The sequence below is a fragment of the Streptomyces sp. 17_S59 genome (assembly GCF_056930295.1).
Window position 1 is genome coordinate 1,513,361 of the sequence record NZ_JBXOWD010000001.1, and the last position, 19,462, is coordinate 1,532,822.

18 protein-coding genes are annotated in these 19,462 nt (G+C 71.4%); 7 read left to right on the plus strand and 11 right to left on the minus strand.

The window, feature by feature from the left end:
* The first annotated feature begins 30 nt into the window (after nucleotides 1-30).
* On the plus strand, nucleotides 31-306 hold the full coding sequence (locus tag AC1Z4A_RS06495) for a DUF6343 family protein (protein ID WP_483676876.1): 276 nt from the start codon (nucleotides 31-33) through the stop codon (nucleotides 304-306).
* Here the strand turns inward: AC1Z4A_RS06495 and AC1Z4A_RS06500 are convergent.
* The 7 genes from AC1Z4A_RS06500 to rpsA all read right to left on the minus strand — a co-directional run bounded on the left by AC1Z4A_RS06500 (nucleotide 303) and on the right by rpsA (nucleotide 5,768).
* On the minus strand, nucleotides 303-482 hold the full coding sequence (locus AC1Z4A_RS06500; RefSeq protein WP_483676877.1) for a hypothetical protein: 180 nt from the start codon (nucleotides 480-482) through the stop codon (nucleotides 303-305). The two genes, AC1Z4A_RS06495 and AC1Z4A_RS06500, sit on opposite strands and share 4 nt — an antisense overlap.
* A gap of 141 nt (nucleotides 483-623) precedes the next feature.
* Nucleotides 624-1,376, minus strand: coding sequence for a WXG100 family type VII secretion target (locus tag AC1Z4A_RS06505; protein ID WP_483676878.1), 753 nt, complete (start codon nucleotides 1,374-1,376; stop codon nucleotides 624-626).
* A gap of 2 nt (nucleotides 1,377-1,378) precedes the next feature.
* Nucleotides 1,379-1,693, minus strand: coding sequence for a hypothetical protein (locus tag AC1Z4A_RS06510; protein ID WP_483676879.1), 315 nt, complete (start codon nucleotides 1,691-1,693; stop codon nucleotides 1,379-1,381).
* 61 nt (nucleotides 1,694-1,754) lie between these two features.
* Nucleotides 1,755-2,333: a hypothetical protein gene (locus AC1Z4A_RS06515; protein ID WP_483676880.1), complete on the minus strand. Its 579-nt coding sequence runs from the start codon at nucleotides 2,331-2,333 to the stop codon at nucleotides 1,755-1,757.
* A 163-nt stretch (nucleotides 2,334-2,496) separates the two neighbouring features.
* Nucleotides 2,497-3,102, minus strand: coding sequence for a dephospho-CoA kinase (gene coaE, locus AC1Z4A_RS06520; protein ID WP_483676881.1), 606 nt, complete (start codon nucleotides 3,100-3,102; stop codon nucleotides 2,497-2,499).
* A 25-nt stretch (nucleotides 3,103-3,127) separates the two neighbouring features.
* Nucleotides 3,128-4,072, minus strand: coding sequence for a PAC2 family protein (locus AC1Z4A_RS06525; RefSeq protein ID WP_483676882.1), 945 nt, complete (start codon nucleotides 4,070-4,072; stop codon nucleotides 3,128-3,130).
* Between the two features lie 196 nt (nucleotides 4,073-4,268).
* Complete coding sequence (gene rpsA / locus AC1Z4A_RS06530) at nucleotides 4,269-5,768, minus strand: 30S ribosomal protein S1 (RefSeq protein ID WP_483676883.1); 1,500 nt, start codon at nucleotides 5,766-5,768, stop codon at nucleotides 4,269-4,271.
* A gap of 490 nt (nucleotides 5,769-6,258) precedes the next feature.
* Here rpsA and AC1Z4A_RS06535 point away from each other — a divergent pair, with 490 nt between their 5' ends.
* Entirely contained in the window at nucleotides 6,259-7,062 is an 804-nt protein-coding gene (locus AC1Z4A_RS06535) for a class I SAM-dependent methyltransferase (protein ID WP_483683522.1), read from the plus strand.
* A 13-nt stretch (nucleotides 7,063-7,075) separates the two neighbouring features.
* On the plus strand, nucleotides 7,076-9,622 hold the full coding sequence (gene hrpB / locus AC1Z4A_RS06540; RefSeq protein ID WP_483676884.1) for an ATP-dependent helicase HrpB: 2,547 nt from the start codon (nucleotides 7,076-7,078) through the stop codon (nucleotides 9,620-9,622).
* A gap of 37 nt (nucleotides 9,623-9,659) precedes the next feature.
* Here the strand turns inward: hrpB and AC1Z4A_RS06545 are convergent, their stop codons facing one another.
* From AC1Z4A_RS06545 to polA, 4 genes are all read right to left on the minus strand, one after another.
* Nucleotides 9,660-9,854, minus strand: a complete 195-nt coding sequence (locus tag AC1Z4A_RS06545; RefSeq protein ID WP_483676885.1) for a hypothetical protein — start codon at nucleotides 9,852-9,854, stop codon at nucleotides 9,660-9,662.
* Nucleotides 9,855-9,870: 16 nt separating this feature from the next.
* Complete coding sequence (gene pgfA / locus AC1Z4A_RS06550; protein ID WP_483676886.1) at nucleotides 9,871-10,872, minus strand: cell envelope lipid trafficking protein PgfA; 1,002 nt, start codon at nucleotides 10,870-10,872, stop codon at nucleotides 9,871-9,873.
* 14 nt (nucleotides 10,873-10,886) lie between these two features.
* On the minus strand, nucleotides 10,887-11,021 hold the full coding sequence (locus tag AC1Z4A_RS06555) for an SPW_0924 family protein (protein WP_483676887.1): 135 nt from the start codon (nucleotides 11,019-11,021) through the stop codon (nucleotides 10,887-10,889).
* Between the two features lie 182 nt (nucleotides 11,022-11,203).
* Nucleotides 11,204-13,924: a DNA polymerase I gene (polA, locus tag AC1Z4A_RS06560; RefSeq protein WP_483676888.1), complete on the minus strand. Its 2,721-nt coding sequence runs from the start codon at nucleotides 13,922-13,924 to the stop codon at nucleotides 11,204-11,206.
* A 160-nt stretch (nucleotides 13,925-14,084) separates the two neighbouring features.
* Here polA and AC1Z4A_RS06565 point away from each other — a divergent pair, with 160 nt between their 5' ends.
* The 4 genes from AC1Z4A_RS06565 (at nucleotide 14,085) to AC1Z4A_RS06580 (ending at nucleotide 19,457) form a co-directional block, all read left to right on the plus strand.
* Entirely contained in the window at nucleotides 14,085-16,376 is a 2,292-nt protein-coding gene (locus AC1Z4A_RS06565; RefSeq protein ID WP_483676889.1) for an FdhF/YdeP family oxidoreductase, read from the plus strand.
* A gap of 101 nt (nucleotides 16,377-16,477) precedes the next feature.
* A complete protein-coding gene (locus AC1Z4A_RS06570) occupies nucleotides 16,478-16,939 on the plus strand; it encodes a PaaI family thioesterase (protein WP_483676890.1) in 462 nt (153 codons plus the stop codon).
* Nucleotides 16,940-17,215: 276 nt separating this feature from the next.
* Nucleotides 17,216-18,460, plus strand: a complete 1,245-nt coding sequence (locus AC1Z4A_RS06575) for a branched-chain amino acid ABC transporter substrate-binding protein (RefSeq protein WP_483676891.1) — start codon at nucleotides 17,216-17,218, stop codon at nucleotides 18,458-18,460.
* Between the two features lie 67 nt (nucleotides 18,461-18,527).
* Complete coding sequence (locus AC1Z4A_RS06580; RefSeq protein WP_483676892.1) at nucleotides 18,528-19,457, plus strand: branched-chain amino acid ABC transporter permease; 930 nt, start codon at nucleotides 18,528-18,530, stop codon at nucleotides 19,455-19,457.
* Nucleotides 19,458-19,462 lie beyond the last annotated feature (5 nt).

Consider the following 19,462-nt stretch of genomic DNA (forward strand, 5'->3'; position numbering starts at 1 on the left):
GTGGATCCTGGTGGTGGGAGATGGTGTGCCATGCGTCGTACCGGTAATGAGCCGATAACCGCACGGAGCCCGTTGCGGCTCAGGCTCGGGCTGGCCTCCTTCGGGCTGGTGTGGACGACGGCCGGAACGGTGCTGTTCGCGCTGGCGGGCCGACCGGGCTGGGCCGCCGCGTTCGGCGTGGTGGCGGCCGTGACCGTCACGGATCTCTTCATGATCATCCGCCATATCCGGCAGGGCCCGCACTATCAGCCCGGCCGCGACATACCGCCCTACGAGCCCGTCGAGGACGAGAAGCACAGCCCCTAGCCGACGGTGTCCGCGAGGCGGCGGGCCTCCGCCGCATACCGCTCGCGCTCCTCCTCCGGGATGCGCTCCCACGCCGTACGGACAGTACGGGCGTGCTCGCCCAGGGCCTCGGCGTAGGCGCCGACCCGCATGGCCTGCCGGAGAGCCACACGGCCGGAGAGGATTTCGCGCGCCATTTCCCGGAGGACAGGATCGGAGCTGCCCTCTGCCAGGTGTTGCAGAGCCTTGTGCACCACGCGGGCCTGTTCCCGGTTCCGCCCCGGGGCCAGGAACTCCTCGTGTCCGACTTGTTGTTCACGCACAGCGCCTCCGGAGTCTCACGCCTGCTCCCCTCGGACCGCCGGATGGTCGTAGCTCGCACGCGGCAGGGGAAAGGAGTTGAACTTCGCCGCGATCCCACCGCCCAGGCGGCCCATCGCCCCGTAACCGGCGTTCACGGCGAATTGGGCCTTGTTGACGACCCTGGTCATGCGTTCCCATTCCTTGAGGATGACCTGGGCCTCTTCCACGCCGAGCGCATAGCCCATCGCGGCGGCGCACCCGGTCCAGCCGAGCACGGAGGAGGCAGCAGCGGCGAGGGAAGCAGTGACCAGTGCGTCGGCGATCGCGCTGATGCATTCGCCGACCGCCTGTCCTGCGGCCGAGACCGCCTGCGCGACGGCGAGATACTCGTCGCCCATCGCGTCCAGTGAGTCCCGGATTTCCAGCAGGTCCTTGTGCAGGGTCTCGAAATACAGGAACGCGGCATCCGCCGCATTGCCGTCCCAGGTCTCGTCGGCCTTCCTGTTCCCGGCATCGATGTTGTGCGCAATGGCCTCGCACGCCTGCCCCGTCCGGCGCCAGGACTCGGCGCACCTGGCGTACGCCTCCCAGTCCCCCGCCAGCTTTTCCTGGGCCCACTTGACGGGATCCTCGGGCAGCATCAGTTCGGCGAGCTTCAGCAGCCAGGAACCCGGGCTGAGAAGGTCACAGGCGGCATTGACCGGGGCCAGCGGGTCGACGAATTCCGCGGGCTTCCCCGGTGGGCTCAGGCAGGCCGTCGGGTCGACGGTGTCGGCGAGCTGCGTCACGGTCAGCGCCTCACCCGGGGGTAGACGGCATCCATCGAAGCTGCCACGGCACGGTCGGTCCGCCGGTAGTACACGGCCGATGCCCGCAGCTCGCCCGCCGATCCCGCAAGGATCTCGGAAAGCCTGTGCAGCGTCTTCAGCACTCCGCCGCGCAGCTCCTCGTGCTGGTGCAGCACCGACCCGAGAAGTCCGCCCGCACCCTTGGAAATGTGGGTGAACTTCCGTGCGTAGCCCAGCACTTCCTCCGCATCCTCGGCACTCCTCCGAATCTTCCCGGAAAACGCTTCCAATTCCCCTGAGTCGACTCGCAGATCCACTCGGAACCCCTCTGACGAATGCAATGAAAAATCCCGGAGAAGCTCTGACCGGCCCGGTCCGTCAGGACGAGACCAGGGTCATCAGGAGGCAGAAGGCCAGCCCCGCTCCCCCGATCCAGCGCAGCTGCGAGACATAGACCGATGCGGGCAGCCTTTTCATCAGCGCTCTGACGGCGGTGAACTCGCCGACCGTCTTCGCATGGATGCCTGTCATGATGGCGGTCAGCCCGCGGCAGGCCAGCAGGATTCCGAACGGAAACAGGGACAGCCAGCCCCAGAACGCCCGCGGGCTGATCAGGTGATAGGCCGCCGACTCCCGGTACACGCGCACGCGTTCGCCCGGCACGTACCAGCCCTCGAGTTCGGCGTCGTCGTGCAGTACCTGCCCGCTCTCCGAGCGGAACACCCCGACGCAATCGCTCCGCTCGTCGCCACCGCTCCCGGGCGCCCGGCGCGTCGAACACGTCTCCACCGTCAACGTTCCCTTGTCGGCCACATAACCCGCTGCCTTGCCCGCCTCCGGGAGGCCGCCGCCCATGCATGCCAGCCCGGCGAGCACAAAGCCGGCTCCGATGAGGCGGGTCTTGTAACGGGGTTCGGCCGGTGGCGCGAAAGGGCTTACGGAGAGCAGTTCGGGCATGGCCATCAGGGCCCCCAGCGGCATGACGGAACGGATCCACGGCGCCACGCTACGCACATGCGGAGGGCTGCGAGATCACCGCCCGAACAGCCTCACTCGATATGACGAAACTCGATATGACGAACCGACGGATCGGCTCCGCTCACACTCCGGGGAACCCCCGTCACCCCACCTGTCCGGCCCTTCGCCGCAGTTCCTCCCACACCGCACGCACCCGCGGCTCCAGTTCCGCCAGCGGTCCGTCGTTGTCGATGACGATGTCCGCGGCAGCCAGCCGCGCCTCGCGCGTGGCCTGGGCCGTCATGCGGGCGCGGGCTTCCTCGGGAGTCATGCCGCGGAGGCGCACCAGCCGGTCCAGGCGGGTCTCGACGGCGGCGTCCACCACCACGACCAGGTCGAACAGGGACCCGAGGCCGTTCTCCACGAGAAGCGGCACATCGTGGATCACCACGGCGTCCCGCGGGGCCGCCGATTCCAGTGCGGCGGAGCGGGCCCGGACGAGGGGGTGGACGATGGCGTTCAGCGCGGCGAGCCTGGCCTCGTCGGCGAAGACGATCGCGCCGAGCTTCGGACGGTCCAGCGTGCCGTCCGGGGCGAGGACGCCGGGGCCGAACTCGGCGACGACCGCCGCCAGTCCGGGGGTGCCCGGCTCGACGACTTCCCGCGCGATCCTGTCGGAGTCGACGATCACCGCCCCGTACGAGGCGAGGAGCCGCGACACCTCGCTCTTGCCCGCACCGATTCCGCCCGTGAGGCCCACCTTCAGCATGGGCCCCACGGTATAGGTCCGGCTGTCAGTGCCCGCCGTCGCCCTCCCTGTCGGCGAGGAAGCGCTCGAATTCCGCGCCCAGTTCGTCGGCGGAGGGCAGGTCGACGGGCTCGGCCACGAGATTGCCGCGGGTCTCGGCACCGGCCACCGCGTCGTACTGGTGCTCAAGGCCCCGTACGAGCGCGACCAGTTCCTCGTCGCCCTCGGCGAGCTGGCGCTCGATCTCCTCCTGGGTGCGCAGCGCGGCGCTGCGCAGGGCGTGCGCGGTGTTCGGCAGGACGAGGCCAGTGGCGGCCGTGATCGCCTCCAGGGCCGTCAGCGCCGCGTCGGGGTAGGGGGAACGGGCCACGTAGTGCGGAACGTGCGCGGCGACGCCCAGCACGTCGTGCCCGGCCTCGGCCAGCCGGTACTCGACGAGCGCCTCGGCGCTGCCGGGCACCTGGGCCTCGTCGAAGTAGCTGCGGTGCCCGGGCGTCAGGTCGGTGCGGTTCCCGTGCGGGGTGATGCCGACGGGGCGGGTGTGGGGGACGCCCATGGGGATGCCGTGGAAGTTGACGGACAGGCGCACGCCCAGGCGCTCGACCAGCTGCCGGACGGCGACTGCGAAGCGCTCCCACTCCACGTCCGGCTCGGGGCCGGTGAGCAGGTAGAACGGGGCGCCCGTGGCGTCCTGCACCAGGTACAGCTCGATCTTGGGGACCTCGTAGGCGGTCCAGCGGTCGCGCTGGAAGGTGAGCAGCGGGCGGCGCGCCCGGTAGTCGATGAGCCTGTCGTGGTCGAAGCGGGCGACGACCTGGTGCGGCAGGCCGTCCAGCAGCCGCTCGACGATCTGGTCGCCCGTCTCACCTGCGTCGATGTAGCCGTCGAAGTGGTAGAGCATGACCAGACCGGCCGTGTCCTGGGCCAGGGCCAGGTCGGCCACGGCGAGCCCCTTGGGCTCCCATTCGTACAAACCCTGCGGATCCAACACAGTGACCGCTCCTCCTCATGTTCCGTCGGGGGGAACGCTCTTGGAGAGCCCGGTCATTCCCGTCCGGCGCAGGAACCGGCACGGGAACGGGTGCGAATCCGGCGCATGACAGAGGCGCGAACGCGAGCAAGGCCCGCTCCCCCGGAGGGGAACGGGCCTTGCTTCAGTCAGCTGTCAGCTGCCGTGGTGCAGAGCCTCAGCTCTGGCCGCCGGCGAGCTTCTCGCGGAGGGCGGCGAGCGCCTCGTCCGACGCCAGGGCGCCGGAGGTGTCGGCCGACTCCGAGGAGTACGAGCCGCCGGAGACCTGGCCACCGGCCTGCGGGGCGGCCTGACCGGCCTCGGCCGCAGCCTCGGCGTCCGCCTCGCGGGACTTGATGACCTGCGCCTGGTGCTGCTCGAAGCGCTGCTGCGCCTCGGCGTACTGGCGCTCCCACTCCTCGCGCTGCTTCTCGTAGCCCGGCAGCCAGTCGTTGGCCTCGGGGTCGAAGCCCTCGGGGTAGATGTAGTTGCCCTGGTCGTCGTAGGACGCGGCCATGCCGTACAGGGTCGGGTCGAACTCGACCACGGACGGGTCGGCACCGAAGGACTCGTTGGCCTGCTTCAGCGAGAGGCTGATGCGACGGCGCTCGAGGTCGATGTCGATGACCTTGACGAAGATCTCGTCGTTGACCTGGACGACCTGCTCCGGGATCTCCACGTGGCGCTCGGCCAGCTCGGAGATGTGGACCAGGCCCTCGATGCCCTCGTCGACGCGGACGAACGCACCGAACGGAACGAGCTTGGTGACCTTACCCGGGACGACCTGACCGATCTGGTGGGTCCGGGCGAACTGCTGCCACGGGTCTTCCTGGGTGGCCTTGAGCGACAGGGAGACGCGCTCGCGGTCCATGTCGACGTCCAGGACCTCGACCGTGACCTCCTGGCCGACCTCGACGACCTCGGACGGGTGGTCGATGTGCTTCCAGGACAGCTCGGAGACGTGGACGAGACCGTCGACGCCGCCCAGGTCCACGAAGGCACCGAAGTTGACGATGGAGGAGACGACGCCGGAGCGCACCTGGCCCTTCTGGAGGGTGGTGAGGAAGGTCTGGCGGACCTCGCTCTGGGTCTGCTCCAGCCAGGCGCGGCGGGACAGGACCACGTTGTTGCGGTTCTTGTCCAGCTCGATGATCTTGGCCTCGAGCTCCTTGCCCACGTAGGGCTGGAGGTCGCGGACACGACGCATCTCGACCAGGGAGGCCGGCAGGAAGCCACGGAGGCCGATGTCGAGGATGAGACCACCCTTGACGACCTCGATGACGGTACCGGTGACGATGCCGTCCTCTTCCTTGATCTTCTCGATGGTGCCCCAGGCACGCTCGTACTGGGCGCGCTTCTTCGAGAGGATCAGGCGGCCTTCCTTGTCCTCCTTCTGAAGAACGAGGGCCTCGATCTCGTCGCCGACCTTGACGACCTCGTTCGGGTCGACGTCGTGCTTGATCGAGAGCTCGCGGGAGGGGATGACACCCTCGGTCTTGTAACCGATGTCGAGCAGGACCTCGTCCCGGTCGACCTTCACGATGACGCCGTCGACGATGTCGCCGTCGTTGAAGTACTTGATCGTCTCGTCGATCGCGGCGAGGAAGGCTTCCTCGTTACCGATGTCGTTGACCGCAACCTGCGGGGTGGTGGCGGTGGTCTCGGTGCTGCTCGTCATGTGGGAAAGGGCTCCGGTACGGACATTGAAGTCGTAGGCACTGCTACGCCGAGAGCCCGTATCGCACCGCCGAAGCCGGACAGCCTTGGAGGCGCGCTCTCCAACGAAGAGCTGGAAGACCCGGAAAATCCGGGAGCGCCTCGACAACCGAGGGGACATACAACAAGTGCGAGCGCGGCCTGCTCCGTCTGAGGCGCGCAGGCCCGCAGCGCAACTTGTAGCATACGGGGGCAGGCGGACACGGTCAATGCGCGAAGGCGCACACCCGGGACGAAACCCCAGAAATCCGGCACAACTCAGGTTGTGCGAGGCCACGAAGGCCCCGGAACACCCCGTAGCGTCACGCTCGGGCCCCGGCCTGCGAAGATCATAAAGAACGAAACGTGCCGGTATGCACGGACGGGGGAACGCCATGGCCCTCGCTCCGCAGATTACCGCCGAGTACAACCAGTCCACCACTACTGCCGAGGCCGAGGGCGCGACCGCCGAGATGACCGAAGAGTACGAACCGGAAGCCACCCGCCGCGTCACCGGCGAGACCGAGAGCAGCCACGCCAGCCGCGGCTGGTGGGACCGCAACGCGGACGAGTACCAGAACGAGCACGGCGGCTTCCTGGGCGACGACCGCTTCGTCTGGGGCCCGGAGGGCCTCGACGAGGCGGACGCCGCTCTCCTGGGCCCCGCGAGCGGGCTCGCGGGCCGCGACGTCCTGGAGATCGGCGCGGGCGCGGCCCAGTGCGCGCGCTGGCTGGCCGCGCAGGGGGCGCGCCCGGTGGCCCTGGACCTCTCCCACCGGCAGCTCCAGCACGCGCTGCGCATCGGCGCGGACTTCCCGCTGGTCGAGGCGGACGCGGGGGCCCTGCCCTTCGCGGACGGCTCCTTCGACCTGGCGTGCTCGGCCTACGGGGCCGTGCCGTTCGTGGCGGACCCGGTACGGGTGATGCGCGAGGTGCACCGGGTACTGCGGCCGGGCGGGCGCTGGGTCTTCTCCGTCACCCACCCCGTCCGCTGGGCCTTCCCGGACGAGCCGGGGCCCGAGGGGCTGTCCGTCGCCGCCTCGTACTTCGACCGCACGCCGTACGTGGAGCAGGACGAGACGGGCCGGGCCGTCTACGTGGAGCACCACCGCACCATCGGCGACCGGGTGCGCGACGTGGTGGCGGCGGGATTCCGGCTGGTCGACCTGGTCGAGCCGGAGTGGCCGGACTGGAACCACCAGGAGTGGGGCGGCTGGTCGCCGCTGCGCGGCCATCTGATCCCGGGGACGGCGATCTTCGTCTGCGAGCGGGACTGAGGCCCGCGGACACGTGATCCACACCGACGCCCTCCACCGGCTGCCCGTACGCACCGCCCTGCCCGCCCTCACCCGCGCGCTGGACGAGCACGGCACGGCGGTCCTGTGCGCCCCGCCCGGCACGGGCAAGACGACGCTGGTGCCGCTGGTCCTCGCGGGGCTCGTCCCCGCGGACGGGCAGCGCGCGACGGGGCCCGTGCGCCGTGTCGTCGTCGCCGAGCCGCGCCGCATCGCCGCGCGCGCGGCAGCGCGCCGCATGGCGTGGCTGCTCGGCGAGGAAGTGGGCGGCACAGTGGGCTTCGCCGTGCGCGGGGAGCGGCGGGCGGGGCCCTCGACCGTGGTCGAGGTGGTCACCACCGGTGTCCTCCTGCAGCGCCTCCAGCGCGACCCGGAGCTGGCCGGGGTGGACGCCGTCGTGCTCGACGAGTGCCACGAGCGCCACCTGGACGCCGACACCGCCACCGCGTTCCTGCTGGACGTGCGTGCCGCGCTGCGGCCCGGGCTGCGCCTGGTCGCAGCCTCCGCCACGACCGACGCCGAGGGCTGGGCGCGGCTGCTCGGCGGCGCCCCGGTCGTCGAGGCCGAGGGCGTGTCCCACCCGGTGGACGTGGTGTGGGCCCCTCCGGCGCGGGCGGTGCGCCCGCCGCACGGCATGCGCGTGGACCCCGCGCTGCTGGAGCACGTCGCGGCCGTCGTACGCCGCGCGCTCCGCGAGCGGCAGGGGGACGTGCTGTGCTTCCTGCCCGGTGTGGGCGAGATCGGGCGCGTCGCGGGCCTGCTGGGCGGGCCGGAGGCGCCGGTCGGCACGGAGGTGCTCCAGGTGCACGGGCGGGCGCCCGCCGCGGTCCAGGACGCAGTGCTGGCCGGCGGGTCGGGGACCCGGCGGGTGGTGCTGGCGACGTCGGTGGCGGAGTCGAGCCTGACCGTGCCGGGCGTGCGGGTCGTGGTGGACGCGGGCCTGGCGCGGGAGCCGCGCACGGACCACGCCCGCGGGCTGAGCGCGCTGACGACCGTACGGGCGTCGCGGGCGGCCGCCCGGCAGCGGGCGGGCCGGGCGGGGCGCGAGGCACCGGGAACGGTGTACCGCTGCTGGGCGGAGGCCGACGAGGCGCGGCTGCCGGCGTTTCCGCCGGCGGAGATCACGGTGGCCGACCTGACGGCGTTCGCGCTGCAGGCGGCGTGCTGGGGCGACCCGGACGCGACGGGGCTCGCCCTGCTCGACGCGCCGCCGGCCGGCGCCCTGGCCGCCGCCCGCGCCGTGCTGCGGGCCACGGGCGCCGTGGAGGAGGCGGGGCGCCCCACCGAACGCGGCCGGCGCATGGCGCGCCTGGGCGTGCACCCCCGGCTGGCGCGCGCCCTCCTGGACGGCGCCCGGGAGGTGGGCGCGCGCCGCGCGGCGGAGGTGGTGGCGTTGCTGAGCGAGGAGCCGCCCCGCGAGTACGGCGACGACCTCGCCACGGCCTGGCGCACGGCGCGCCGCGCCACGGACGCCTACGCCCCGCGCTGGCGCGCGGAGGCCAGGCGCCTGGAGAAGGCCCTCGCGCAGGTGAGCAGCGAGCCCCGGGGCGCCGGCGCCCCCACCGACGACGTCGTCGCCGGGCTCGTCGCCGCACTCGCGTACCCCGAACGGGTGGCGCACGCGCGCGGGGGCGGGTCGTACCTGATGGCTTCCGGCACCCGGGCCGAACTCGGCGAGGGGTCGCAGCTGCGCCAAGCGCCCTGGCTCGCGGTCGCCGTCGCGGACCGGCCCGTCGCCGCCGCCTCGGCGCGGGTGCGCCTGGGCGCGGTGATCGACGAGGACGCGGCCCGGGCGGCCGCCGGGGCGCTGCTCGCCGAGGGCGAGGAGGTGCGCTGGGACGGGGAGCGCCGGGACGTCGTGGCGCGCCGGGTGGCCCGGCTGGGCGCCGTGGAGCTGGCGGCGAGCGCCCTGGCCGCGCCGGATCCGGACCTGGTGCGCGCGGCGCTGCTCGAGGGGCTGCGCCGCGAGGGGCTCGGGCTGCTGCGGTGGAGCCCGGAGGCGGCGGTGCTGCGGCAGCGGCTGGCGTTCCTGCACCGCGAGCTGGGCGAGCCGTGGCCGGAGGTGTCGGACGAGGCGCTGCTGGCGCGCACGGACGAGTGGCTCGGCTGGGAGCTGGACCGGGCGCGGCGGCGTGCGGACCTGGAGCGGGTGGACGCGGGCAAGGCCCTGGAGCGGCTGCTGCCGTGGGCGGGCGGCGAGGCCGCGCGCCTGGACGAGCTGGCCCCGGAGCGGATCGAGGTGCCCAGCGGCTCGCGGATCCGCGTGGACTACGGCGGGGACCAGCCGGTGCTGGCCGTCAAACTCCAGGAGCTGTTCGGCCTGCGGGAGACGCCGCGCATCGCAGGCGGGCGCGTTCCCGTGCTCGTCCATCTGCTGTCACCGGCGGGCCGCCCCGCGGCCGTCACGGCGGACCTGGCGTCCTTCTGGCAGGAGGGCTACCGCTCCGTACGGGCCGAGCTGCGCGGCCGCTACCCCAAGCACCCGTGGCCGGAGGATCCGATGACGGCCACGCCGACGCGGCGCACCAACGCCAGGCGCTAGCGCGCCGCGCACAGCAGCGGGAAAGGCGTCAAAGGCGTCAGGGGAGGTAGCGCTCGATCGCCGCGGCCCCCTTCTCCTCGATCAGGCGCTTGGCGGCTTCGACGCGCTCGGGTGTGACGTCGTGGCCGGAGGCCATGACCAGGTCTTCGGGGTCGAAGGGCCGTTCACCGCCGGTGAACAGCTGCTGCGACGAGGACGCGGCGGACTTCTCCTCGGGGTTCGTCTCCTTCACGGCAGGGCTCCTCTGCTCAGCGACCCTCGCCCGGGGTCGGCCGTTCGAGTTTCCCTCCATCGTGTGACACGTTTCCGGCGCGTGCACGACGACCTCGCGCCTCCAGGGCCAGGGAGAGGGCGAGCAGGACCGTGCCGAGGGCCGCGAAGCCCCACGGCAGATAGGCCGTGAGCAGGAGCACGAGCTGCCGCTGGGACTTGACGAGGGCGACGGTGGAGTCGACGTAGTCGGGGCGCATCTTCACATGGCCGGCGAAGGCGGTGATCGGCTGCTTCTCCGGGTGGCCGGTCCAGCGCAGCTCCTCGCGGTGGATCTCCTCGCCGTTGACGGGCGCTCCCGTGGTGGGGTCGACCCAGAACATGCGCTTGGTGGTGTACCAGCGCTCGAGGCCGAGGGCGCGGACGGTGTCGGGGGTGATGCCGAGGGGCAGCTGCCGGGGCAGGGGGACCTCGGTCCAGGGGACCGTCTGCTCGAAGTAGTAGACCGAGAGCCCGTGGAAGCTGCGGGTCCCTTGGTAGTGGATGGGCGCGGAGGTGCGGGTCATCATGTCGAAGTAGCGGTAGTCGCGCTTCTCGACGAGGAACGGCCACTTGTACTCGATGCCGTCGCGCCGTACGGGCGTGCCGTCGACGTTCTCGCCGGTCGCGTGCACGGGCTGCTGGCTGTGGGCGTCGAAGACGTAGCGCTCGGGGATGCGGGAGACCATGGCGCCGTCCGGCCCGGCGGCGTAGGTGAGGGTGTCCCAGACGACGACGTCGCGCCCCGTCTCGTCCTTGGCCTTGCGGGCCTCCTCCACGTTGCCCTTGAGGGTCTGGATCATGGTGACGCGGGAGACCTGCCGGGGCTGGAGGGTGCTGTAGTCGACGAGGGTGGCGTCCTTGGCCTCCAGGACGACGGCCTGGTAGCGGCCCGCGGGGACCTTGGCCAGCCGGGGGAAGGCGTACCAGCGCAGCAGCGGTGCGAGGGCGGCGAGGAAGACGGCCAGGGCCAGCAGCACCAGGCTCGCTCGGCGGCGCACGGCGGGGCCCGGGCTCAGGGGTGGGCGGGGGCGGAGGAGAGCAGGGGCTCGGGCGAGGTTTCGCCCCGGGGCGGGCCGACGGCCGTGACGACGAGGACGAGAGCGAGGGCGGCGGCCAGTCCGATGGCCGCGGCGGCCAGTGCGCGCATGCGGAGCCTCCCGGCGGGGTTCCCCAGAGCAACTGACGATGCGTCAGGAATGCGTCAGGAAAGGCGCACGGTAGCAATGCGCGCGGAAGATGAGAACCACGCGTACGGCCCTTCCCTTCCCGCCCGCAGCAGCGGGAACGGCGGAGGGAAGGGCCGTACGAGGACGCCGGGGCGTTGCCCCGTCAGTGCGCGGCGGACTCCCAGTCCCGGCCGACGCCCACCGACACGTCCAGCGGCGCCCGCAGCCCGGCGGCCCCGGCCATCTCGCGGCGGACCAGGTCCTCGACCTTCTCGCGCTCGCCCGGGGCGATCTCCAGCACGATTTCGTCGTGCACCTGGAGGAGCATCCGGGACGTGAGCTGCTCGGCCCGCAGCGCCTCGCCCACCCGCAGCATCGCGATCTTGACGATGTCGGCGGCCGTGCCCTGGATCGGCGCGTTGAGCGCCATGCGCTCGGCCATCTCGCGACGCTGGCGGTTGTCGCTGTTCAGGTCCGGCAGGTAGCGGCGGCGGCCCAGGATCGTCTCGGTGTAGCCCGTGGCACGGGCCTCCTCGACGACGCGCTGGAGATAGTCGCGCACCCCGCCGAACCGCTCGAAGAACGTGTCCATCAGGCGGCGCGCCTCGTCCGGCGAGATGTTCAGCTGCTGGGACAGGCCGAACGCGGACAGGCCGTAGGCCAGGCCGTACGACATCGCCTTGATCTTGCGGCGCATCTCCGGGTCGACCTCGGACTTGGCGACGCCGAACACCTGGGAGGCGACCGTGGTGTGCAGGTCCTCGCCGGAGGCGAACGCCTCGATCAGGCCCTCGTCCTCGGAGAGGTGGGCCATGACGCGCAGCTCGATCTGGCTGTAGTCGGCCGTCATCAGCGACTCGTAGCCCTCGCCGACGACGAAGCCGCGGCGGATGGCCCGGCCCTCGTCCGTGCGCACCGGGATGTTCTGCAGGTTCGGGTCGGTGGAGGACAGCCGGCCCGTCGCCGCCACCGTCTGGTTGAAGGTGGTGTGGATCCGGCCGTCGGGGGCGATGGCCTTGATCAGGCCCTCGACCGTGGAGCGCAGCTTGGACTGCTCCCGGTGCCGCAGCATGATCACGGGGAGTTCGTTGGCCGTCTGCGTGGCGAGCCAGGCCAGGGCGTCCGCGTCCGTGGTGTAACCGGTCTTGGTCTTCTTGGTCTTCGGCAGGCCCAGCTCCCCGAAGAGCACCTCCTGGAGCTGCTTGGGCGAGCCCAGGTTGAACTCGCGGCCCGCAGCCAGGTGGGCCTCCTGCACCGCCTGCTGGACGGCGGCCGCGAACTGCTGCTCCATGCGCTCCAGCCAGCCCCGGTCCGCGGCGATGCCCGCACGCTCCAGGCCGGCCAGCATCGCGCTGGTGGGCAGCTCCACATTGGTCAGCAACTCGGCCGCGCCCACCTCCTTCAGCCGCCCGGCGAAGGCGCCGCCGAGGTCCAGGACGGTGCGGGCCCGGCCCATCAGCGCGTCGGCCTCGGCCTGCTCGTCGGCGCCGAAGGCCAGCTGGCCGTCGCCCGCGGCGGCCGTGGCCAGCTCGCGGCCCAGGTACTCCACCGACAGCGCGTCGAGCGCGAACGAGCGGCGGCCCGGCTTGACCAGGTAGGCGGCCAGCGCCGTGTCCATCGTCACGCCGTCGACCGACCAGCCGTGCTCGGCGAAGACCCGCATCGCGGACTTCGCGTCGTGCATCACCTTCGGCCGCGCCTTGTCGGCGCTCCACTCGGCGAACGCCCGCTCGTCGGCCTCGTCCAGCTCCGCGGGGTCGAACCAGGCGGCCGGGCCCTCGCCCGTCGCCAGCGCGATCTCGCTCACCCGGCCGCTGCCCAGCGACCAGCTGTCGACCACGGCCACGCCCAGCGGCCCGGCGCCGTGCTCGGCCAGCCACGGCGCCAGCTCGCCCGTGCCCAGCACCGCGCCGTCCACCTCGGCACCCGCCTCCGGGGCCACCTCCTCCGCGGCGTCCGCGCCCGGGTCGGCCGCCAGCAGCCGGTCGCGCAGGCCCTGGTTGCGGATCTCCAGCCGCTCCAGGAACGCCACCAGCTCCGCCCGGTCGTAGGCCGCGCGGGCCAGGTCGTCCGGGTGGGTGGCCAGCTGCACGTCCCGCACCATCTCGGTGAGGCGGCGGTTGAGCTTGACGGCCTCCAGGTGGTCGCGCAGGTTCTGCCCGGCCTTGCCCTTGACCTCCTCGACGCGCTCGACCAGCTCGGCGAACGAGCCGAACTGGTTGATCCACTTCGCGGCGGTCTTCTCCCCCACGCCCGGGATGCCCGGCAGGTTGTCCGACGGGTCGCCGCGCAGCGCGGCGAAGTCCGGGTACTGCGCCGGGGACAGGCCGTACTTCTCCTGCACCTTCTCCGGCGTGAAGCGCGTCAGCTCAGAGACGCCCTTGGTGGGGTAGAGCACCGTGACGGCATCGGTGACCAGCTGGAAGGAGTCGCGGTCGCCGGTGACGATCGAGACCTCGAAGCCCTCTGCCGCGGCCTCCGTGGCGAGCGTGGCGATCACGTCGTCGGCCTCGAAGCCGTCCACGGCGAAGCGCGGCACGCTCATCGCGTCGAGCATCTCGCCGATCAGCGCCACCTGGCCCTTGAACTCGTCCGGGGTCTTGGAGCGCGTCGCCTTGTACTCCGGGAACTCCTCCGAGCGCCACGTCTTGCGCGACACGTCGAACGCCACCGCGAAGTGCGTGGGCTGCTCGTCACGCAGCGTGTTGGCCAGCATCGACGCGAAGCCGTAGACCGCGTTCGTCGTCTGGCCGGACGACGTGGTGAAGTTCTCCACGGGCAGCGCGAAGAACGCCCGGTACGCCATGGAGTGCCCGTCCATCAACAGCAGACGGGGGCGGCCTCCCTCCGCTGCCTCGGTGCCGGTCGGTTCGTTCGCTTCCATCAAGGTGTTCCCTGCCTTTGCTGCCACGCCCCCGATCCTGCCACGGCCCACTGACAAACCCGGCCACGGAACCCTCGCCCGCTCCGGCGCCCGGCCCCGTGACAGGATCGGCACCGTACGTACGAATCCGCGTACCACCGAACGCTCAAGGGGGAGCGACATGGCAGGCAAGCCGCCCACCGGCGATCCCGTACAGGACGCACCCGACGTCACCGCCCCGCAGCACGCCGCCGCCGGGCTGCCCGCCGTCGCCCACTCGCTGCGCATCGGCCAGGCACAGATGGGCGTGCGCCGCACCGCCCTCACCCTGCTCAGGGTCAACCAGAAGAACGGCTTCGACTGCCCCGGCTGCGCCTGGCCCGAGCCGGACAAGCGGCACGCGGCCGAGTTCTGCGAGAACGGCGCCAAGGCCGTCGCCGAGGAAGCCACGCTGCGCCGCGTCACCCCCGCCTTCTTCGCCGCCCACCCGGTCGCCGACCTCGCCGGGCGCAGTGGCTACTGGCTCGGCCAGCAGGGCCGCCTCACCCAGCCCATGTATCTCGCCGAGGGCGCCGAGCACTACGAGCCGGTCTCCTGGGAGCGGGCCTTCGACATCATCGCCGAGGAGCTGGACGCCCTCGCCGGGCCCGACGAGGCCGTCTTCTACACCTCCGGGCGCACCAGCAACGAGGCCGCCTTCGTCTACCAGCTCTTCGCCCGCGAATTCGGCACCAACAACCTGCCCGACTGCTCCAACATGTGCCACGAGTCCTCGGGCTCCGCGCTCACCGAGACCATCGGCATCGGCAAGGGCAGCGTCCTCCTCGAGGACCTCTACAAAGCCGACCTGATCATCGTCGCCGGACAGAACCCCGGCACCAACCACCCCCGCATGCTCAGCGCCCTGGAGAAGGCCAAGCGCGGCGGCACGAAGATCGTCACGGTGAACCCGCTGCCCGAGGCGGGCCTGGAGCGGTTCAAGAACCCGCAGAACGTCCGCGGGATCATCGGCGGCGGCACCCCCCTCACCGACCTGTTCCTCCAGATCCGCCTCGGCGGCGACCAGGCCCTCTTCCGCCTCCTCAACAAGCTCGTCCTGGAGACCGAGGGGGCCGTCGACACCGAGTTCGTGTCCGGGTACACCCACGGCTTCGAGGAGTTCGCGGCCGCAGCCCGCACCGCCGACTGGGACGAGACGCTGCGCGCCACCGGCCTGCGCCGCGAGGAGATCGAGCAGGCCCTGCGCATGGTCCTCGACTCCAAGCGCACCGTCGTCTGCTGGGCCATGGGCCTCACCCAGCACAAGCACGCCGTCCCCACCATCAAGGAAGTCGTCAACTTCCTGCTGGTGCGCGGCAACATCGGCCGCCCGGGCGCCGGCGTCTGCCCCGTCCGCGGCCACAGCAACGTCCAGGGCGACCGCACCATGGGCATCTTCGAGCGCCCCGCGCCCGCCTTCCTCGACGCCCTGGAGAAGGAGTTCGGCTTCGCCCCGCCCCGCGAGCACGGCCTGGACGTCGTGCGCTCCATCCGCGCGCTCCGCGACGGGCAGGCCAAGGTCTTCTTCGCCATGGGCGGCAACTTCGTCGCCGCCACCCCCGACACCGACGTCACCGAGGCCGCCGTCCGCCGCGCCCGGCTGACCGTCCACGTCTCCACGAAGCTCAACCGCTCCCACGTGATCACCGGCGCGCGGGCCCTGATCCTGCCCACTCTCGGCCGCACCGAGCGCGACCGGCAGCGCAGCGGCGACCAGTTCGTCACCGTCGAGGACTCCATGGGCATGGTCCACGCCTCGCGGGGCCGTCTGGCCCCGGCGAGCCCGCACCTGCTGTCCGAGACCGCCATCGTCTGCCGCCTCGCCCGCAGGGCGCTGGGGGCGGGCAGCAGCACGCCGTGGGAGGAGTTCGAGCAGGACTACGCGGCCATCCGCGACCGCATCGCCCGCGTCGTCCCCGGCTTCGAGGACTTCAACGCGCGCGTCGCCGAGCCCGGCGGCTTCACCCTCCCGCACGCCCCGCGCGACAGCCGCAGCTTCCCCACCGCCACCGGCAAGGCCAACTTCAGTGCCTCCGCCGTCGAGTACCCGCACGCGCCCGAGGGACGGCTGCTGCTGCAGACCCTGCGCTCGCACGACCAGTACAACACCACCATCTACGGCCTGGACGACCGCTACCGGGGCATCAAGAACGGCCGCCGCGTCGTCCTCGTCCACCCCGAGGACGCCCGGGCGCTCGGCCTCACCGACGGCGCCCACGCCGATCTGATCAGCGAGTGGACCGACGGCAGCGAGCGCCGCGCGCCCGGCTTCCGCGTCGTCCACTACCCCACCGCACGGGGCTGCGCGGCCGCCTACTACCCCGAGACCAACGTCCTCGTCCCCCTGGACCACACCGCCGACACCAGCAACACCCCGGCCAGCAAGTCCGTCGTCATCAGGATCGAGCCGGGCCGGCCGGACGCAGGGCAGTAGCAGGTAAGGGGTTGACGACCGGGCCACCGGCCTGAAAAGACGTTCACATCACAACCAACCGTTTACGCCGGAACCGGCCAGGACGATCGGAGCCACCACCCATGGGCGAGCAGACCAGGACCACGTTCCCGCAGGAGATCCTGGACCAGTGGGCCGACAGCGGTCTCGACCTGAACGCCCTGTTCTCCGCCGGACACCTCGGTGAGCGCATGAGCGTGCAGGTCGTCGAGGCGTCCCCGGAGCGCGTCGTCGGCACCATGCCCGTCGAGGGCAACACCCAGCCCTACGGGCTGCTGCACGGCGGCGCCTCCGCCGTGCTCGCCGAGACGCTCGGCTCCGTCGGGGCCATGCTCCACGGCGGCCCGGCCCGCATCGCGGTCGGCGTGGACCTCAACTGCACCCACCACCGCGGAGTGCGCTCCGGCCTCGTCACGGGCGTCGCCACCCCGGTCCACCGCGGACGCACCACCGCCACCTACGAGATCGTCATCACCGACGAGCACGACAAGCGCGTCTGCACCGCGCGCCTCACCTGCCTCATCCGCGACAACGACGCGGTCTGAGGCGGCCGTTCGGGCCGTGAGGGCTGTGCGGGCGGCCATGGAACGTCCGCCCGCACACCCCACCGGCATCCGAGAAAACCCCAAGTGGAACCCGGCATAACAAGACAGTCACATCGTGGTCGGCACCTCTGCCCCACCCGGCCGCCGACCCCTTAAAGTCACGGCCCATCACGACCCCGCCGGGCGGTCCGCACAGCACCTCACCCTGACCCCTCGCCGTCGCCCGGCGAGCGACACGGCACCTCACCAGCCGCAGCGCCAGGGAAAGGATCCACCGTGCGACAGCGCCCCTTTCTCCTCCTCGCCGCCACCCTCACCACCTGTGCCCTGGCCCTCTCCGCCTGCGGCTCACGCGACCCCGGCCTCGCCGACAGCGGCCCCGACGGCGGCGGCGCCGGCAAGACCGTCGTCGTCATCGGCGTCGACGCCCCCCTGACCGGCTCCGTCTCCGCCATCGGCCAGGGCATCAAGAACTCCGTCGACCTCGCCGTACGCACCGCCAACAAGTACGCCGAGGTCAAGGGCGTCACCTTCAGGACCGTGGCCCTCGACGACCAGGCCGTGCCCGGCACCGGCCAGCAGAACGCCGCCAAGCTCGTCGCCGACAGGAGCGTCCTCGGCGTCGTCGGCCCCTACAACTCCGGCGTGTCGCAATCCATGCAGGGCGTCTTCGCCAAGGCGAACCTCACCCAGGTCTCCCCCGCCAACACCAACCCCGCCCTCAGCCTCGGCGACAAATGGGCCAAGGGCGAGAAGAAACGCCCCTTCAAAACCTACTTCCGCACCGCCACCACCGACATCATCCAGGGACGATTCGCCGCCCAGTACTACTTCAAAGAAGCAGGGAAACGCCGCGTCTTCGTCGTCGACGACAAACAGACCTACGGCATGGGACTAGCCGCCATCTTCGCCCAGGAATTCAAGCACCTGGGCGGCGAGGTCACCGGCACCGACCACCTCACCGTCAAGGAGACCGACTTCTCCGGAATCGCCAACAAGGTCAAGGCGTCCGGCGCCGACTCCGTCTACTTCGGCGGCCAGTACCCCGAGGGCGGCCTCCTCTCCGACCAGGTCAAGAAGGCCGGCGCACACATTCCCCTGATGGGCGGCGACGGCATGTACGACCCCGCCTTCATCACCGCCTCCGGCGAGAGCAACGACGGCGACCTCGTCACCTCCGTCGGCTACCCCGTGGAACAGCTCGCCTCCGCCAAGACCTTCGTCAAGGACTACAAGAAGGCCGGGTACAAAGACCCGTACGCCTCCCACGGCGGCTACTCCTACGACGCAGCCTGGGCCATCATCCAGGCAGTCAAGAAGGTCATCCGGGACAACGACGGAAAACTCCCCGACGACGCCCGCGAAAAAGTCGTCCAGGCCATGAGCGACGTCTACTTCAGCGGCGTCACCGGCAAGGTCTCCTTCGACGAGTACGGCGACACGACGAACAAGCAGCTGACCGTCTACCAGGTCGTCCACGACGCCTGGAAGCCCATCAAGAGCGCCACATTCCAGGACTGACGCCGTATTTCAGGACTGAACCCGTACCTCGCTCGCCACCACCACACCCTCGACGGGGAGGCCCGCGGTGCACGAACTGCCCCAAGTGCTGGTCAGCGGAATCGCCCTCGGTGCGCTCTACGGCCTCATCGCCATCGGGTACACCATGGTCTACGGCATCGTCCAGCTCATCAACTTCGCCCACGGCGAGATCGTGATGATCGGCGCCTTCGGAGCCCTCACCATCCACCTCTGGCTGCCCGCCGGAATTCCCCTCGCCGCCGCCCTCCCCCTCATGCTCCTCGGCGGGGCGATGGCATCCGTCACCGTCGCGGGCGCCGCCGAGCGCTTCGCCTACCGGCCCCTGCGCAACGCACCCCGCCTCGCCCCGCTCATCACCGCCATCGGCCTCTCCATCGCCCTCCAGCAAATCGTCTGGGCCTTCTACCCCGATGCCAAGAAATCCCGCAGCTTCCCCCAATTCGGCGACGCCTTCCAGCTCGCCGGCAACCTCCGCCTCCAGCGCGACGACCTCTTCGTCCTCATAGCCGCACCCCTCTGCATGCTCGCCCTCGGCCTCTTCGTCGCCAGGAGCCGCACCGGCCGCGCCATGCAGGCCACCGCCCAGGACCCCGACACCGCCCGGCTCATGGGCATCGACACCGACCGCATCATCGTCCTGGCCTTCGCCATCGGCGGCGCATTCGCCGCCGTCGCCGCCGTCGCCCAGGGACTGCGCGCCGGACAGGTCAACTTCGAAATGGGCTTCGTCCTCGGCCTCAAGGCCTTCACCGCCGCCGTCCTCGGCGGCATCGGCAACATCTACGGCGCCATGCTCGGCGGCGTCCTCCTCGGCATCGGGGAAATCGCCTCCATCACCTACATCCAGCACATCCCCGGAATGCAGCAACTCGGCGGCGGAGGCTGGAAGGACGTATGGGCCTTCGCCATGCTCATCGCCGTCCTCCTGATCAGGCCACAGGGCCTGCTCGGCGAACGCGTCGCGGATCGGGCGTGAGAACC

What these genes read in the sequence shown, in the direction of transcription:
- rpsA (WP_483676883.1), bottom strand. Translation starts at nt 5,768, where the DNA reads ATGACGAGCAGCACCGAGACCACCGCCACCACCCCGCAGGTTGCGGTC.
- AC1Z4A_RS06565 (WP_483676889.1), top strand. Translation starts at nt 14,085, where the DNA reads ATGGCAGGCAAGCCGCCCACCGGCGATCCCGTACAGGACGCACCCGAC.
- AC1Z4A_RS06500 (WP_483676877.1), bottom strand. Translation starts at nt 482, where the DNA reads ATGGCGCGCGAAATCCTCTCCGGCCGTGTGGCTCTCCGGCAGGCCATG.
- polA (WP_483676888.1), bottom strand. Translation starts at nt 13,924, where the DNA reads ATGGAAGCGAACGAACCGACCGGCACCGAGGCAGCGGAGGGAGGCCGC.
- AC1Z4A_RS06555 (WP_483676887.1), bottom strand. Translation starts at nt 11,021, where the DNA reads ATGCGCGCACTGGCCGCCGCGGCCATCGGACTGGCCGCCGCCCTCGCT.
- AC1Z4A_RS06570 (WP_483676890.1), top strand. Translation starts at nt 16,478, where the DNA reads ATGGGCGAGCAGACCAGGACCACGTTCCCGCAGGAGATCCTGGACCAG.
- AC1Z4A_RS06515 (WP_483676880.1), bottom strand. Translation starts at nt 2,333, where the DNA reads ATGCCCGAACTGCTCTCCGTAAGCCCTTTCGCGCCACCGGCCGAACCC.
- AC1Z4A_RS06535 (WP_483683522.1), top strand. Translation starts at nt 6,259, where the DNA reads ATGACCGAAGAGTACGAACCGGAAGCCACCCGCCGCGTCACCGGCGAG.
- AC1Z4A_RS06495 (WP_483676876.1), top strand. Translation starts at nt 31, where the DNA reads ATGCGTCGTACCGGTAATGAGCCGATAACCGCACGGAGCCCGTTGCGG.
- coaE (WP_483676881.1), bottom strand. Translation starts at nt 3,102, where the DNA reads ATGCTGAAGGTGGGCCTCACGGGCGGAATCGGTGCGGGCAAGAGCGAG.